The organism is uncultured Clostridium sp., from assembly GCF_900547735.1.
In the GTDB taxonomy this organism is placed as follows: Bacteria; Bacillota; Clostridia; order Lachnospirales; family Lachnospiraceae; genus Otoolea.
In genome coordinates this window covers 1-16,522 of the sequence record NZ_URHZ01000011.1, presented here as the reverse complement: position 1 = coordinate 16,522, position 16,522 = coordinate 1, and the positions used below count along the sequence as shown (strand labels likewise).

General features: G+C 49.8%; 15 protein-coding genes. 11 read left to right on the top strand and 4 right to left on the bottom strand.

Annotated features, from left to right (window positions below; all coding sequences use genetic code 11):
• Positions 1 to 62: 62 nt before the first annotated feature.
• The gene (locus QZT18_RS05230) at positions 63 to 500 is read right to left on the bottom strand and encodes a DUF6608 family protein (protein WP_294145256.1); all 438 of its coding nucleotides are present in this window, start codon (positions 498 to 500) and stop codon (positions 63 to 65) included.
• A complete protein-coding gene (locus QZT18_RS05225) occupies positions 487 to 963 on the bottom strand; it encodes a LytTR family DNA-binding domain-containing protein (protein ID WP_294145254.1) in 477 nt (158 codons plus the stop codon). The genes QZT18_RS05230 and QZT18_RS05225 overlap by 14 nt, the downstream gene beginning before the upstream one ends.
• A 210-nt stretch (positions 964 to 1,173) precedes the next feature.
• On the opposite strand from QZT18_RS05225, the gene QZT18_RS05220 reads away from it, so the two are divergent.
• From QZT18_RS05220 to QZT18_RS05185, 8 genes are all read left to right on the top strand, one after another.
• Positions 1,174 to 1,881 carry a hypothetical protein gene (locus QZT18_RS05220; protein ID WP_294145252.1) on the top strand — a complete coding sequence of 236 codons (708 nt, stop codon included), beginning with the start codon at positions 1,174 to 1,176 and terminating at the stop codon, positions 1,879 to 1,881.
• 347 nt (positions 1,882 to 2,228) lie between these two features.
• The gene (locus QZT18_RS05215; protein WP_125143567.1) at positions 2,229 to 2,471 is read left to right on the top strand and encodes a (2Fe-2S) ferredoxin domain-containing protein; all 243 of its coding nucleotides are present in this window, start codon (positions 2,229 to 2,231) and stop codon (positions 2,469 to 2,471) included.
• Positions 2,472 to 2,484: 13 nt separating this feature from the next.
• Positions 2,485 to 4,200, top strand: a complete 1,716-nt coding sequence (locus tag QZT18_RS05210; protein WP_294145250.1) for a [Fe-Fe] hydrogenase large subunit C-terminal domain-containing protein — start codon at positions 2,485 to 2,487, stop codon at positions 4,198 to 4,200.
• A complete protein-coding gene (locus QZT18_RS05205) occupies positions 4,200 to 5,378 on the top strand; it encodes a SpoIIE family protein phosphatase (protein ID WP_227030702.1) in 1,179 nt (392 codons plus the stop codon). The genes QZT18_RS05210 and QZT18_RS05205 overlap by 1 nt, the downstream gene beginning before the upstream one ends.
• A gap of 14 nt (positions 5,379 to 5,392) precedes the next feature.
• Positions 5,393 to 6,847 carry a 4Fe-4S dicluster domain-containing protein gene (locus QZT18_RS05200; protein WP_294145245.1) on the top strand — a complete coding sequence of 485 codons (1,455 nt, stop codon included), beginning with the start codon at positions 5,393 to 5,395 and terminating at the stop codon, positions 6,845 to 6,847.
• Between the two features lie 321 nt (positions 6,848 to 7,168).
• Positions 7,169 to 8,332: a M20 aminoacylase family protein gene (locus QZT18_RS05195; protein ID WP_294145243.1), complete on the top strand. Its 1,164-nt coding sequence runs from the start codon at positions 7,169 to 7,171 to the stop codon at positions 8,330 to 8,332.
• A gap of 146 nt (positions 8,333 to 8,478) precedes the next feature.
• Positions 8,479 to 9,135, top strand: a complete 657-nt coding sequence (locus QZT18_RS05190) for a CatA-like O-acetyltransferase (RefSeq protein WP_294145241.1) — start codon at positions 8,479 to 8,481, stop codon at positions 9,133 to 9,135.
• A 65-nt stretch (positions 9,136 to 9,200) separates the two neighbouring features.
• Positions 9,201 to 9,731 (top strand): dihydrofolate reductase family protein, encoded by a 531-nt coding sequence (locus QZT18_RS05185; RefSeq protein ID WP_294145239.1) that lies wholly within the window; start codon positions 9,201 to 9,203, stop codon positions 9,729 to 9,731.
• 87 nt (positions 9,732 to 9,818) lie between these two features.
• Here the strand turns inward: QZT18_RS05185 and QZT18_RS05180 are convergent, their stop codons facing one another.
• Complete coding sequence (locus QZT18_RS05180; RefSeq protein WP_294145237.1) at positions 9,819 to 10,700, bottom strand: LysR family transcriptional regulator; 882 nt, start codon at positions 10,698 to 10,700, stop codon at positions 9,819 to 9,821.
• A gap of 222 nt (positions 10,701 to 10,922) precedes the next feature.
• Here QZT18_RS05180 and QZT18_RS05175 point away from each other — a divergent pair, with 222 nt between their 5' ends.
• The 3 genes from QZT18_RS05175 to QZT18_RS05165 are packed head-to-tail and all read left to right on the top strand — an operon-like array spanning position 10,923 to position 15,041.
• A complete protein-coding gene (locus QZT18_RS05175; protein ID WP_294145235.1) occupies positions 10,923 to 11,372 on the top strand; it encodes a MarR family winged helix-turn-helix transcriptional regulator in 450 nt (149 codons plus the stop codon).
• A 19-nt stretch (positions 11,373 to 11,391) separates the two neighbouring features.
• Positions 11,392 to 13,152 carry an ABC transporter ATP-binding protein gene (locus QZT18_RS05170; RefSeq protein WP_294145234.1) on the top strand — a complete coding sequence of 587 codons (1,761 nt, stop codon included), beginning with the start codon at positions 11,392 to 11,394 and terminating at the stop codon, positions 13,150 to 13,152.
• Positions 13,152 to 15,041, top strand: coding sequence for an ABC transporter ATP-binding protein (locus tag QZT18_RS05165; RefSeq protein ID WP_294145232.1), 1,890 nt, complete (start codon positions 13,152 to 13,154; stop codon positions 15,039 to 15,041). Before QZT18_RS05170 ends, QZT18_RS05165 begins: the two co-directional genes overlap by 1 nt.
• A gap of 134 nt (positions 15,042 to 15,175) precedes the next feature.
• Here QZT18_RS05165 and QZT18_RS05160 read toward each other — a convergent pair whose 3' ends face one another.
• Complete coding sequence (locus QZT18_RS05160) at positions 15,176 to 16,252, bottom strand: iron-containing alcohol dehydrogenase family protein (RefSeq protein ID WP_294145230.1); 1,077 nt, start codon at positions 16,250 to 16,252, stop codon at positions 15,176 to 15,178.
• Positions 16,253 to 16,522: the final 270 nt, after the last annotated feature.

The window sequence follows — 16,522 nt, the reverse complement described above, 5'->3', positions numbered from 1 at the left end:
ACACCATTGTGTTTATGCCATTTTGCAGCTCCTTTTATGCCTCGGGCCTGTGCATGAAACAGTTACTGTTTTTTCTCCCCATGCAGGCGGCGTATCAGCTGGATATCCTGATTCTGCTTTTTCACTTCCTGTTTCAGGCGGTGCATGTAGAACAGGGAACCGCCCAGATAGGGGAGGGAAAAGGTGGTGAGCATATCGAGATAACCGTGGGGGTGCACCGGTTCCCAGAGACTGGTGCACCAGGTAAGCGCCATCATGCAGGCCGCGGCCACAAAATATTCCAGGAGAATTACTTTTAACGGCGAAAGGTGATTAAGCCGGTAGGACTGGGACAGAATCACGACACCGACCAGGCTTCCCGCCGCAATGGCGAGAATATTAAACTGGGTAAAATTCACTTCACGGTAGGAGAAGATATCGACCAGGGTTGCAAAAAGCCCCACAACTGTAAATACCTGACAATAGACCGAAAAAAAGTTTTCTTTATTAATCAGCTTCATTGGTTCCTCCCATCAGTTTTTCTTTGATCTCTTCCAGACGGTCACGGAAGTTTTTCTTATAGTGTCGGTTAATTACGAGCGTTTCGTTATTTTCCAGGCGGGCGATGACACGCATCTCAAAATCGTTTTGGATGGCGTCGATTCGGTAGAGGTTGACGACCATTGATTTGTTAATCCGCACAAATCCCAGTCCGGCAAAACGTTCCTCGGCCTCCCTGAGTGAAATCCCAACTTCCCAGACACTGCTTTCCAGATAGGCGAACGTTTTTTTATCAACCGATTCAAAATAAAAGAGGTCGGCAGGAGCAAGCTGTTTTTCCACCCCGCCGGCCGTTCCGGAAAGACGGCGGTCAACGGCGCTTAAGATTCCGGCGGCCCAGGTGATTTCCGCATTCTCCTCCGAACAGTGGATTTCCGCATAATTTTCAGAGAGCCCGGCGTTCTGATGTATTATAACCTTCATAGTCCCGTTGGTTTCCTTTCTCTTCCTGTTAACTGCATCATACAGCGTCTTTCTATCATATCACAGGTTTCCCTTTTTTCTACCGGATTCGGTCAGGTTGCGGAAATCCGGTTCTAAGTTACATACGCAGAATGGGAAAAGTCTTTATACTGTATCTAACGGACCGATCAGTGAAACCGACGGGCGTTTTTATGAAAAGGAGGAATCAGGTTGAATTCGAAAAGAAATATCAAAAAGGGACTGGCCTGCATTGGTCTGGGGCTGCTTTTTATTCTGCTCCTGTGTATGGATGTTGCGGTGTTTTGTCTTGAATATGTCCTCTATCAGGATATCATGCCAACCGGTATGACCGTTTGGCAGCACTGTCTTCATTTTATCTTTATCTGTACCGTGTGGGGGTGCGGCAGCATGGCGCTCTGCGGACTGGCAAAGGAAAAGGAGCTGCTGCCCGATTTAAAAAACAACGTGAAACGTCTTTCCGGCTCCCGCATTTTCATGCTTGTTCTCATTGCGGCGGCCGGGATTCTGTTCATGTCACTCGATATGCCCGGAATGAGCCTGCGGTTAAAACCGCTTTCCGAGCTGCACTATTTTCTGAAGCAGTACGGGAGTGCGGGAGTGGCGGCGTTTCTTTTGCAGCACCTCTATTATCTGTTTGAATCCGTCATCATCCTGTTTCTGGTTGCCTTCGGGCAGCAGGCAGGAGAACTTCTGTTTCCTTTTCGCAGGACCCGCAGCGTTTTATGGGGCGGGATATTTTGCGCCATGACTTGGGGGATGCTCCATGGACTGACCAAGGACTGGGAGACGGCCGTTTTCTGTATTCTGCTCTCGGTGTTTTTTAATCTTTCTTATCTGGCCGCGGACCGCAGGCTGATTCCCGCTTATCTTGCGGTTGCGGCAATTTTTGTTATTTAAAAAGGAGACGCTGTAACCCGGCCGGCGCCGGTTTTACGGCGTCTTTTTTTGACGGCGGTGGGAGAATTGCCTTTTTGTAAAGAAACTGTTAAAAGTTCAAGAAATTAGTGAAAATTGGTGGCAAACGCAGGGAATGCCCTTAAAAAAATACAAGAAAACATAGCGGAAACGATTGATAATAATATCACAATATGAGATAATGATTACAGCCGGAAGGCGGCACAAAACGACAGCTTTTTCAGCGGAAGGAAAGGGGTCCCGCGCAGCCGACGGAAGGGAAACGAAAAGGACGGAAACGGTCCTGGTGATAAATGATAAAAGAAACAAAAATTCAGGGAGGATTAAGCATGAGAGTATCGATCTGTATCGGAAGTGCCTGTCATCTGAAGGGTTCCAGAGAAGTGATTAAGAAACTTCAGCAGCTTGTCAGTGACAACAAGCTGGACGGCCAGGTGGATTTGAACGGAGATTTCTGTTCAGGTAATTGTCTGAAGGGAGTCTGTGTGACGGTGGACGGAGAATTATACTCCGTAAAACCGGAGACGACGGAAGAATTCTTTGAAAAAGAGATTTTAGGACGGCTTAAATAAGAGGGAGAATAAGATGCCGATAATTGATTTCAAAGCCGCAATGTGCAAGCACTGTTATAAATGCGTCCGCGACTGTGAAGTAAAATCCATTATGATCCGTGACGGCCATGCCTACATTATGCCGAACCGCTGTATTCTCTGCGGCCAGTGCCTGATAAGCTGCCCGCAGTCGGCGAAGAAGATGTCCAGTGAGCTGGATAAGGTGAAGCAGTTTCTCAGCGAGGATAAACCGGTGATTCTGTCGCTTTCCTCCGCCTATATCGGCCTGTTTAACTACAGGACAAGGGGACAGGTGAAATCGGCGTTCACAAAGCTGGGATTTTCGGATGTGCGTGATACGGCCGAGGCCGCTGCGATGGCGACCGGAGAATATGTAAAACTGCTGGAAAAGGGCGAGATGAAGAATATCATCACAACAGCCTGCCCCAGCATAGTGAACCTGATAGAAATCCATTATCCCGAGCTGATTGACGATCTGGCCCCGGTGCTGATTCCTTCGGGCATCCATACGAGAATGCTGAAGGAGGAGTATGGGGAGGAGGCCCGCATTGTGTTTGCCGGCCCCTGCATCGCAGAGAAAGAGAAGATGAGAGCGGTCAGGCCCGACGCCGTCCTCACATTTGAGGAGCTGAAGGAATGGCTGGAGGATGAAGGAATTACGATAAATGAATGCGAAGACACCGGTTTCGACGAGCGCCATCTGGGAGCCAATCTGCGCTACCCGATCAGCGGAGGACTGCTCACATCGGTGGAGGCGACCAAGAAGAGCCACGATAAGTACCGCAAGTTTTATGTCAGCGGTGTGAAGGACTGTCTGGATGTCTGCGAAGCCATGACGACAGGGGAAGTGGAGGGCTGTTTTATCGAGATGAACGCCTGCCACGGCGGCTGTATCAACGGACCTGCCACTGCGGCCACGGTTTCGAGTTTTAAGGTGAAGCTGGATCTGGAAGAGATGCTTCCAAAGGAGGCGGCGGATTTGTCCTTCCTGAATGAGAATGCAAGGAAGGTTCCCATTGCCCGCACCTTTAAAAACAGGGCCATGAAGGAGATTATGCCGACCGAGGAGGAGATCCGGGAAATTCTTAAGAAGACGGGCAAAAACAGGCCGGAGCAGGAATTAAACTGTGGAGCCTGCGGTTATCCGACCTGCCGCGACAAGGCGATTGCCGTCTGCCAGAAGAAGGCGGAGCTCAACATGTGCATCCCCTACCTCTATGACAGGGCAAGGTCGCTGTCCCATCTGGTGATGGAGACTTCGCCGAATATTATCATGATTATTGATGAGGATATGAAAATCCTGGAGTGTTCCGCCGCGTCGGAGAAATATTTCAGCCTGAAGCGCAAGGAGATGAAGGGACACCTTCTGGGAGAATTTATCGATACGGAGGATGTGGAGGAGGTATTCAGGACTCACGCAAGCATCCACAGTAAAAAAGTGATTTATCCTGAGTTAAACCTGGCAACCATCCAGAATATTGCCTATATAGCCAAGGGAAATCTGGTGATCGCGACGTTTATCGACGTGACGCGGGAGGAGAAGCAGGAGCAGCAGGAGTATGAGAAACGCAAAGCCACAATTGAACTTGCCCAGAAAGTAATCTATAAACAGATGATGGTAGCCCAGGAAATCGCCGGGCTTCTGGGTGAAACCACTGCAGAGACGAAAACGACGCTTACTAAACTTTGTTCTTTGATTGACGATGGGAACGAAAGTGAGGTCCGATAATGGGAATTACCGTAGATGTCACTTATAAGAGTCTGAATAAGTATTCCGAGATTCTGTGCGGAGACACGGTGGAACTTTTAAAAACAGAAGATTCCGATGTTATGATACTGGCGGACGGGATGGGGAGCGGCGTGAAGGCCAACATCCTTTCCACACTGACGGCCAAAATCCTGGGAACGATGTTTTTGAACGGGGCCGCTCTGGAAGAGTGCGTGGAAACCATAGTCCAGACACTCCCGATCTGTCAGATCAGGCAGGTGGCATATGCCACGTTTTCCATTCTCCAGGTGTTCAATAACGGGGAAGCCTATCTGGTGGAATACGACAACCCGCGCTGTATTTTTATCCGCGATGGGGAAGTTGTAAAGATTCCGAAGAACACGAAAGTGATCAAGGACAAAGAGATTAATGAATTCCGTTTTACCGTGAAAAAGGGCGATGCGCTGATTCTGATGAGTGACGGCACCATCCATGCGGGAGTGGGAAAATCCATGACCTTCGGATGGCCGTGGAAGGATATCGCGCAGTTTGCGGCAGCGCAGAGGGAGAGGCCGATTTCCTCCATCCGTCTGGCGGCGGCAATCTGTGAAGAGTGCAACAAGCTCTATGAGGAAAAGCCGGGAGACGACACCACGGTGGCTGTCATGCAGATTATTGACAGAAGGCCGGTGCACCTGATGACAGGACCGCCGGTGGACCGGGACGACGATGAGAGAATTATCCGGGAGTTTATGAAAGATGAGACGGCGTCGCGCATTGTTTCGGGAGGAACGAGCGCAACCATCCTGTCGAGGGAGCTTGGAAGACCGTTAAAGGTTTCAATGGACTACACAGACCCGGAAATCCCGCCGATTGCCTATATGGAGGGGATTGACCTGGTCACCGAGGGGGTCCTGACCCTGAGCCGTGTCGTTGATATACTGAACCGGTTTGTGGAAAAGAAAGATTTGAGCTATGACTTTTTCAAAGAGCTGGACAAAAATAACGGAGCGTCCATGCTTGCGAAAATTCTGATAGAGGACTGTACGGAGCTTCAACTGTATGTGGGAAAAGCGATCAACAGCGCTTACCAGAATCCGGGACTTCCCTTTGACCTGGGAATCCGGCAGAACCTGGTGAGGCAGCTTATGACGGCAGTCGAAAAAATGGGAAAAAGAGTTACGGTTACTTACTATTAAGGAGGATACGTAAAATGGTAACAAATGACGCGACAATACTGAAGTTAAAGCATGATGTACTTTACGAGGTAGCGAAGCTGGCATGGGAAGATCAGCTGGTGGATGACAAGAGGGATGAACTTCCGGGAAAGATGATTCCGGGACCTCAGGCGCATTACCGCTGCTGTATTTATAAAGAGAGAGAAGTAATCAGACAGAGGGTGCGCCTTGCAGAGGGCAAATGCCCGACGGGAAGAAATACGAATAACGTCGTGCAGGTCATAAGTGCAGCCTGTGAGGAGTGTCCAATCGCTTCCTATACGGTTACGGACAACTGCCGTAAATGTATGGGCAAAGCCTGCCAGAATTCCTGCCCTTTCGGAGCAATCACAATGGGCAACAACAAGGCGTTTATCGACCCGGACAAATGCCGTGAGTGCGGCAAATGCGCGACGGCCTGCCCGTATAACGCCATCGCCCACTTAGAGCGTCCCTGCAAGAAGGTATGCCCGGTGGACGCCATCACTTACGATGAGTACGGCATCTGTGTGATCGATGAGAAGAAATGCATCCAGTGCGGCGCCTGCATCCACAGCTGTCCGTTCGGAGCAATTGGTTCCAAGACATTTATGGTGGATGTGATCCGCCTGATCAATGCGGGAAAGAAAGTAGTCGCCATGCTGGCGCCCGCCACGGAAGGCCAGTTCGGTCCCGACATCACATTTGAAAGCTGGAGAACGGCTCTCAAAAAAGTCGGTTTTGCCGATATGATTGAGGTTGGTCTGGGCGGCGACATGACGGCCTCCGCCGAGGCTGCCGAGTGGGCCGAGGCCTATAAAGAGGGCAAGAAGCTGACCACCTCCTGCTGTCCGGCGTTCGTAAATATGATTAAACAGCACTACCCGGAACTCCTTAACAATATGTCCACCACCGTGTCTCCGATGTGCGGCGTTTCCAGAATGCTGAAAGCGGAGGATCCCGAGATTGTCACCGTATTTATCGGACCGTGTATTGCAAAGAAGAGTGAGACACTGGATCTGAACATCCAGGGCAATGCCGATTATGCGATGACCTACGGCGAAATCCGCGCCATGCTCCGCGCAAAAGACGTGGTTCTCGAACCGGAGGAGAATGTAAACCAGCAGGCCAGCGTATTTGGAAAACGCTTTGGCAACGGCGGAGGCGTTACGGCCGCTGTGCTTGAGTGCCTGAAGGAAATGGATGAAAACACGGATATCAAGGTCGCAAAATGCAATGGCGCGGCAGAGTGCAAGAAAGCGCTCCTTCTCCTGAAAATGGGAAGACTGCCGGAGGACTTCGTCGAGGGTATGGCCTGCGTGGGCGGCTGTGTCGGCGGACCTAGCAGCCATAAAGCGGAGAACGAGGCAAAGAAATCGAGAGATAAACTGATAGCCGAGGCCGACGCAAGACAGGTGAACGAGAATCTGAAGCAGTATAAGATGGAATCGTTCTCAATGCACAGACATTGATATATAGACATTTAAGGAAAAGACGGTTTTTCGGTATATGGGTTTTGATAGAGGAAAACGGTTGAAAATTTTTGGTAAGAGATAGAATTAAGGCAGCCCCAAACAGGTGCGTTACGGCGGATTTGTATGGGGCTGTCTTTATACTTGTTGAGTGGCAATGAAAAGTTCGCGAAGCGAGCTTTTCGTTGTTCGGGGACGTAACTTGATATTGTGAGGGAATAGAAAATGATTTACAATTAAAGATAAGGAAAGCGGAAACTAAGGGATATTTTCAGAAGAATACGGAGGAGATATGAGCAGAGAAGATGGAGGAGGATTACGATGAATAATAAAGAACTGACTGCCCGGATGAAAGAATGGAGACACTATTTACATGCGCATCCGGAAACCGCTCTTGAGGAAAAGATGACCTCGGAATATATTGCGGATATTCTGAGAAACATGGGTCTTGAAGTGCATACCGGTATTGGCGTCACCGGTGTGGTTGCCGTATTGAAAGCCGGCGACGGCAAAGAAGTGATTGGCCTGCGCGCCGATTTTGACGCCATCAATCTGGAAGAGAAGGGGGAGCCGCCTTACAAGTCACAAAATCCCGGTAAAATGCACGGATGCGGCCATGACGGCCATACGGCAACGCTTCTGGGCGCGGCGGAACTTCTGTCCGAAAGCCGGGATTTTAACGGGACGGTCTGCTTTGTCTTCCAGCCGGCGGAGGAGCCGGGAAAGGGTGCGATGGCCATGATAAACGACGGCGTTCTGGAGCATTTTGCCATTGATGAAATGTACGGCATGCACAATATGCCGCAGCTTCCGGCGGGTACAATTAATACCAGGCCGGGTGGAATCGGTGCTTCGGAGGACAATTTCGTCATCACGATAACGGGCCGGGGAAGCCATGCCTCTTTGCCGCATCTTGGAATCGATCCGATTGTCATTGCCGCCGAGATTATCATGGGCCTGCAGACGATTGTTTCACGTCTGAATAACCCGCTCAATCCGGCCGTGATTTCCTGTACCGAACTGTTTACAGACGGGGCGCATAATGCGATCCCGACCACTGTCACAATTAAAGGCGACACAAGAAGCTATTCAAAGGAAATGCAGGCATTTATCGAAGAAAAAATGCGCGCCGTTTCGGAGGGAGTCTGTGGGATTTACGGGGCGGAATGCCGGTTTGTCTATACCCATGAATTTGCACCGAATGTCAATTGGGATAGCTGTGTCGGATGGGTGGAAAAAGCAGCGGAACGGGTAGTCGGAAAAGAAAATGTGGACACCGACTGCGAGCCGCTTATGGGTTCTGAAGATTTCGGCGCTTTTATCGAAAGGATACCCGGCTGCTTTGTATTTCTGGGTTCCGGAAAAAGCAAAGTTCCGTCGGAGAATGTTCCCCTTCACAATTCACTGTTTGATTATAATGATGATATTCTGGAAACAGGAGCCAGGTTCTTTGCGGAATTAATCAGGATACGCCTTCCAAAGTAATCGCTTTTTCCAGGGAAAACGTCCTGAAGAATTCATTTAACATGCACTTATGAAACTCCACGGAGCGTCGATTGTAATAATTCCGGTTCACAGATATGATTAGAACCGAAACAGGAAAAAACAGCAGGGAAAAGAGAGGGAAGACAATGAGTGATTTCCAGCCAATCGATATGCAGACGTGGCCTATGGCACAGGCTTTTTATTATTATACCCAGATGGCGCCGACAAGCTATACCATTAATGTGGACATGGACGTGACGGTTATGAGGAAGGCCTTAAAGGCGGGCGGATATAAGTTTTTTCCGGCCTATCTCTATCTGGTGACCGGAGCGGCTGCAAGGCAGAAGGAACTGAGGGTGGCCGTGAAGGATGGTGTTTTAGGATACTGGAATTCTCTGACCCCGGCCTATCCTCAGTTTCACAGCGACGACAATACAACTTCGCTGCTATGGACGGAATACAGTGACAGTTTTCCGGAGTTTCACAGACGGTATCTGGAAGACACGGAGCAACACGGCGGGAGCCATGGAATTCTGAGTTCCAAAGGGGCGCCGCCGTCCAACGCCTATATCATTTCCTGCATTCCATGGTTTACGTTCAACAGTTTTTCACTGCATAACCACGGGATAAAAGATTATTATCTACCCAGCTTTGAGGCGGGAGGATTTACGGAAAAGAACGGCGGCCGGTCGGTTATGCCCCTGTCCGTTACGGTTCATCACGCCACGACGGACGGTTACCATATGAAGGTGTTCTTTGATGAATTACAGAGGAAGATGAATCATCCGGAAGAGTGGATGTAACGGCAAAAGTGAATGAGGGTAACAGTTCATGCTGTCTGAACTGTTACGAATGAGGAGGCAGCAGGGTGAAGAAAGTAGTTTTATTTATTGCAATGAGTCTTGACGGGTATATTGCCGACGGAAACGGCGGAGTGGACTGGCTGAAAGGACAGGTTTCCGGTGCGGACGACATGGCGTCTTATTATGAGTTTATTAAGGATATTGATACGGTTATTATGGGAGCCAACACCTACAACCAGCTTGTCACAGAGCTCTCTCCCGACGAATGGATGTATCACGGCCTCACAAGTTATATCATAACGCACCATTGGAAAGAGCCGACGGATGAGATTATTTTTACCGGACAAAATCCGGTTGAGCTTGTGAAGCAATTGAGGCAGAATCCGGGAAAAGGGATTTGGATCTGCGGCGGCGCCGACATTGCCCGGCAGCTTATCAGCAATGATTTGATAGACAGATATTATATTTCGGTTATCCCGACTATTTTAGGAAAAGGGATCCGCCTGTTCAGTGAAACGAAAAATGAGATAGAACTAAAATTGGCGGGTACAAAAAGTTATAATGGTATTGTTGATTTAATTTATGAACACAGATAGCTGAGGAGTCCGGTGGTGCCGGACTCCTTTTAATGGTTTGGGAAAGTTCCGCATCGCAATTTGATAGAAGACCTATTACAAATCTTATTATTCTAACGTCTTATATTCCAAATCCAGCAGTCTTATAAATTCCTTTAATATATGATTTCCCGCCAGGCTTTTATAATACACCCCAAAACTGAGCGGAGCCGCTCCGCTTACCGGTATATAACAAAGTCCGCAGTCTTTGCGGCCCGGATAATCGGGAAGCAGGGAAAAACCAAGACCTGATTTTACCATGGCGAGGGTGGCCTCGTATCCGTCTACGAAAAAGAGTTCGGACGGATGGAGGGTGGAGGATGCGCGCACCTGGATTTGCAGGACCGGGGAGGGCAGTCTGTGCGGCTCACAGGTGATCATCGGTCCCTTAAGTTCGTCCAGCGTCAGGGAACTGCGGCCCGCGAAGGGGTGGTCCGAGGTGCATACGCAGGCAATCGGCCGTTTGCTCAGTTCATGGAAAAAACCAAGTGGCTTTTTGGACTCCTCATGGCGGAAGGCAAACATCACGTGAAGACGTCCCTCATCCAGCAGATTTGCCATGGATTTGAACGGAATCTGCTTAATGGAGGGGTGAAGCGCAGGAAATGTACCGCGCATCTTTGCGAGGACAGGAGGCAGGAGTTCGAGCTCGGACTGGTTATGGCAGCCGATATCCAGAACCTGGAATTCTTTCGCTCCCGTTCCCAGCCTGTTTTTAGCGGTGGCGGCTATTTTTAAGATCCCGGAGGCATCTTCCATAAACATAAACCCGGCATGGGTCAGGCTCACGCTTTTGCTGGTCCTGGTAAACAGTTTTGTTCCCAGTTCATCCTCCAGCGAGGTGATCTGATGGCTGACGGCCGGCTGGGTGATCTTCAAAACTTCCGCGGCCCTGGAAAAGTTGAGATATTCTGCGACTGCCATAAAACATTCAAGCTGTACCGTATTCATATAAAACCTCCCTGTTGTGCGATGAAATTTAATATCTGATATGGACATAAAAGCCTCTATTGATGCCGGAAATTGAACAATGTTAAAAATGACTTTTATATATATCAATAAAAATTATTTATAGATTATAACATATTTGAATTTCACATTCAACGGAAATGGAGTTATAAAATATAAGGAAGGTAACTGTTAGCAAGCGAACAAATGTGGTGAGGTGAGAGAATGGAACAGAGAGAGAGCCTGCTGCTCTGGAATCTGAAAAAATTAAATCTGGAGCTGGAAAGCGTGATAAACGACCTCCTGGAAGATCTGGGGCTGACGGCATCCCAGGGAGCAGTCCTGATCTATGTGCTGCAGCATCAGGAGACGGCAATCTGTTCGGCTGAAATCCACAGGAACTTTGGTATTGCCCGGCCTACCGTTTCCAATCTGCTTAAAAAGCTCAGGCAGAAGGGATATATACAGTTTGAAAACTGTCCGCATGACGACAGACAGAAGATGATTCTGGCAACCCCAAAGGGGGCCGGCGTGAAGGCGGCGCTGGATTTCAGAATAAAGAGCATGGAGCAGGAACTTATGAGAGATGTAACGGATGAGGAGGAGAAAAAGATGTTCGAATGCTTCAACAAACTGGAACGGAACCTGCGGACGTACAAAATAGGCAGAAAGTGAGAAGGAGATGATTTAAAATATGAAAACAATTTTAGGACAGCTTAAACAGTATAAAAAGGATTCCATTCTGACGCCCCTGTTTACGGCTTTAGAGGTCATTATGGAGGTGATGCTGCCATTCATCACGGCGCTTATCATTGATGAGGGCATTCAGGGCGGAGATATGAACAAGGTGTATCGTTACGGCGGCATTATGGTTGCCATGGCGGCCGTCAGCCTGGTATCGGGGGCTATGGCCGGCAAATATGCGGCCAGCGCATCTTCGGGCCTGGCCTGTAATTTAAGGCAGGGTATTTATGATAAAATCCAGACGTATTCATTTTCCAACATTGACAGATTCAGCACGGCCAGTCTGGTAACCCGTATGACCACGGATGTGACCAATATCCAGAATGCTTACCAGATGTGCATCAGAATTGCGGTCCGTTCCCCTCTGATGCTTATATGCAGCATGGCGATGTCTTTCATGATAAGCCCGAAGCTGAGCATGGTTTTCCTCTGTGCCATCCTGTTCCTTGGCTGCGTCCTGGGAGGCATCATGATGGCGGCCCGAAAGGTATTCGATGTCGTGTTCAGAAAATATGACGATTTAAATGCGGGAGTCCAGGAAAACGTATCCGGTATCCGAGTTGTTAAAGCTTATGTCAGGGAGGACTACGAAAACAGGAAATTTTCCAAAGCGGCGGAAAACCTGCGCAGGCTGTTTGTCAAAGCCGAGGGACTGCTGGCGTTTAACAATCCGGCCATGATGCTTGTCGTCTATGGCTGCATTATCGCAATTTCCTGGTTTGGCGCCAGATTCATCGTGGTCGGCACCATGAGCAGCGGGGAGCTGACCTCCCTTTTCAGCTATACAATGTCGATCATGATGTCGTTAATGATGCTTTCCATGGTATTTGTCATGCTCACGATGAGCGCCGCCAGCATCAGGAGGATCGAAGAAGTATTTAAAGAGGAACCCGACATCCGCAATCCGGAAAACCCTGTGAAGGAAGTGAAAGACGGCAGTATCCATTTTGACAGCGTAACCTTTTCCTACAGGAAAGGGAGCGGAAAAAAGGCCTTGTCGGGAATTGACCTTCACATTAATTCCGGGGAAACGATAGGAATCATTGGAAGCACGGGAAGCGGAAAATCCAGTCTGGTCAGTCTGATCAGCCGCCTCTACGACGTGGACGGCGGTTCCGTGTCCGTCGGAGGCCAGGATGTGAGACAGTACGATATGGAAAAGCTGCGTGATGCGGTGTCCGTGGTTCTTCAGAAAAATGTCCTGTTTTCGGGAACGATTCTGGAAAACCTGCGGTGGGGTAACGGAGAGGCGACGGAAGAAGAGTGCCGGGAGGCATGCCGGGCTGCCTGTGCCGACGAATTTATAGAGCTTCTGCCCGGGAAATACGATACGTATATTGAGCGGGGAGGCGTCAATGTCTCGGGCGGACAGAAGCAGAGGCTCTGTATTGCAAGAGCTCTCCTTAAAAAACCCAAAATTTTGATTCTGGACGATTCCACAAGCGCCGTGGATACGGCGACGGATGCCAGGATACGGGACGCCTTTGCGAGGGTGATTCCGGGAACCACAAAGCTCATTATTGCCCAGCGTATTTCAAGCGTCAGCCATGCCGACAGAATCCTGGTGCTGGATGACGGAAAAATAAATGGTTTTGGAACTCATGAGGAGCTGCTTGAAACGAATGAAATCTATCGGGAAATTTATGAATCACAGAATAAGGGCGGGGGAGATTTCGACCAGCCCGGAACAGGAAAGGAAGGTGCTGCCTGATGGAAAAAAGCAACACAAATAAAGCCGGAGAGTCTATGAGGATTCTCAAACGGGTCATTCAATATATGATTACCAATTATAAGGCGGCATTTCTGGCCGTTCTGGCCTGCATCATTGTTTCCGCTGCGGCCAGTTTAAAGGGGATGGTATTTGTACAGTCTCTGGTGGATGATTACATCCAGCCGATGCTGGGGCAGACGGCTCCCGATTTCTCACCGCTTTTTGCAGCGCTTTCCGGCCTGGCCCTTCTTTATCTGGTCAGCCTTTTTACCTCTTACGGATACAACCGGATTATGGTCACCGTCAGCCAGGGCACAATGAAACGTCTCCGCGAGGAACTGTTCCGGAAAATGGAATCCCTGCCGGTCCGGTATTTTGACACTCATGCCCACGGCGATATCATGTCCGTGTACACCAATGACGTTGACACGCTGCGCCAGTTGATGAGCCAGAGCGTGCCGCAGGTGGTCAATTCGGCGGTCACCCTGGTTGCGACGGCGGTTTCCATGCTGCTTTTAAATGTGCCGCTGGCACTTCTCACATTTGCCATGGCCGTTGTGATGCTTCTGGCGACGAAAAAACTTTCCGGGCTGTCGGCGGTCCATTTCGGTGAACAGCAGCGGGATCTGGGCGCAGTGGACGGATTTATCGAGGAGATGATGGACGGACAGAAGGTGGTGAAGGTATTCTGCCACGAGGAAAAGGCAAAAGAAGACTTCCGCAAGATCAATGAAAAGCTGCGCGGCAGTGCGGATAAAGCCAACCGTTACGCCAATCTTCTCATGCCGGTAAACTCAAACATCGGAAATTTAAGCTATGTGTTCTGTGCCGTGGCCGGTGCCCTGCTTGCCTTAAACGGAGTCGGCGGCATCACCATCGGTACAATCATTGCTTTTGTGGGACTGAATAAGAACTTTACACAGCCGATCACCCAAATCAGCCAGCAGATGAACTCGATCGTCATGGCCGCGGCAGGCGCAGACAGGGTCTTTGAACTGCTGGATGAAGAATCGGAGGAAGATAACGGTTATGTGGAATTTGTAAACGTGAAGGAACTGGAAGACGGTTCCCTGGAAGAAACGCAGGAGAGAACCGGAGTTTGGGCCTGGAAACATCCTCATAAAGCGGAAGGCACGGTCACCTATAAAAAACTGGAGGGAGGCGTTGTCTTTGATGATGTCGACTTTGGATATGACGATTCAAAAATGGTGCTTCACAATATCAAGATGTTTGCCGAGCCGGGACAGAAGATTGCCTTTGTAGGCTCCACCGGCGCGGGAAAGACCACGATCACCAACCTGATCAACCGGTTCTATGATATACAGGACGGAAAAATCCGGTATGATGGAATCAATATCAATAAGATCAAGAAACCGGCGCTGAGGCATTCGATGGGAATCGTGCTTCAGGACACTCATCTGTTTACGGGGACCGTCATGGACAATATCCGTTACGGCAAATTGAACGCCACCGATGAGGAGTGCATCAGGGCTGCAAAGCTGGCCAATGCGGACAGTTTTATCTGCCGTCTCCCGGACGGTTACCAGACCATGCTCACCGGAGACGGAGGAAGCTTAAGCCAGGGACAGCGACAGCTCCTTTCCATTGCCAGGGCCGCGGTTGCGGATCCGCCCGTCCTTATCCTGGATGAGGCGACTTCGTCCATTGATACAAGGACGGAGGCGCTGGTACAGGCCGGTATGGATGCCCTGATGAAGGGGCGCACCACATTTGTCATTGCCCACAGGCTGTCCACAATCAGAAACTCCGACTGTATCATGGTTATGGAGCAGGGAAGAATTATCGAGAGAGGTTCCCACGAGGAACTGATTGAAAAGAAAGGGAAATACTTTCAGCTTTACACCGGGAATTTCGAGGAGGCGGGGTAAAGAGAAGGTCTGCGAAATGGGGTAAAGAGAAGTCGGGAACCAGAGGACGTATGGACTCTGGTTCCCGGCATTTGTGTTCCCGGCAATAAAGAAATCCCGGTAGGTACTTTCTGTTTCCTGCTTTTGTTTCTAAACTATTCCATGATACGGTACAGGATGGCTTTGTCCACCGCAAACGGACAGTTGTTCAGCTTTTCGGGGCTTGATAAAACTCCTTCGGCTGCCGTTTCCTTCAAAGCGTCCGACAGGGACTCTTTTCCGCAGACCGTCTCATAAAACAGTTCGAAATCCTTAAGGCCGTCAAAGCCGGCACGGGAGAGAATCAATTCACGTTCTTTTTTACCGGCGGCTTTCAGGTATCCGCAGAGGAAACGGCCGATCGCCTTTCCATGGGCGGTGCCCTGTTCATAAGTGACATAGTAGCTGAGTCCGTGGGGAAGGGAGGTGCCGGTATGGGTGATGGCCATGCCGGCCATCGTGGAGGCATTCAGCATATTCCGGTAGTCCTGCAGTTTGGCCTCGCGTTTTCCGGTCAGCACATCACGGCTCCGGCTCCATACGGAAAGTCCTTCCGTGACGCACATGCGGCTGTAATCGCTTGCATTCGAATTGATATAACTCTCGATAAAATGCCCAAGGGCGTCGACCGCCGTGTCGCAGAGCACCTTTTTAGGGGCGGTGGACAGATACTTTGCGTCCAGTAGGGCAAGGGCGGGAAATATCTTGTGCGGCAGACTGGATTTGGTCCTTTTCTCGTGAATGGTCAGGATGGCAAAGGGAGTTGCCTCCGAACCCGTTCCGCAGGTGGTGGGAACGGCCGCAACGGGAAGAGCGGTGGAATCGGCATTCATTTGATAGAGGTAATCAGCGCCCTTATCCTTGTGGTGCATCATCAACGCAATAGCTTTGGCGGCGTCCATCGGGGAACCGCCTCCAATGCCGACGACAAAGTCCGCGCCAGCCGCCAGCCCGGCATCTCTTGCGGCCATCACCGTTTCAATGGATGGATTCTCTTCGATTTCATCGAAAACGGTGAATGTACGGCCTTCAGATTCCAGCGCCTTCATCACATCGTCCAGGGAACCGTTCAGTCTTGAAGACCGTTTTCCTGTGACCAGGAGCGCTTTTGTCCCCAGAGAGGACAGCTCTTTCTTATGGTTGGAGATACAATTTTCTTCTTCGTAAATTTTAACGGGTATGTAGAAATACATGGCGGCCTCCTTGTATAAATCATTAAATTACGGGTTTGCCCGCATAAAAAAGCGTTTTTGCTTTTTTGCATGGCGGAGCAGTATCTGTGAAGGTACTTGATTGCTACGATTATTTTAACATCTGAGGGAGGGAAATTCAATTATTTTAAGAGTGACAATTCTCGACCACCTATCCCACCACCCCGTCCGCCATTTTACAGAGGCGTCCTTGCGTCGTTACTGTTCACTCCGTGCCCAGCAACACGCTTCGCGATGCACAGAAACGGCAAA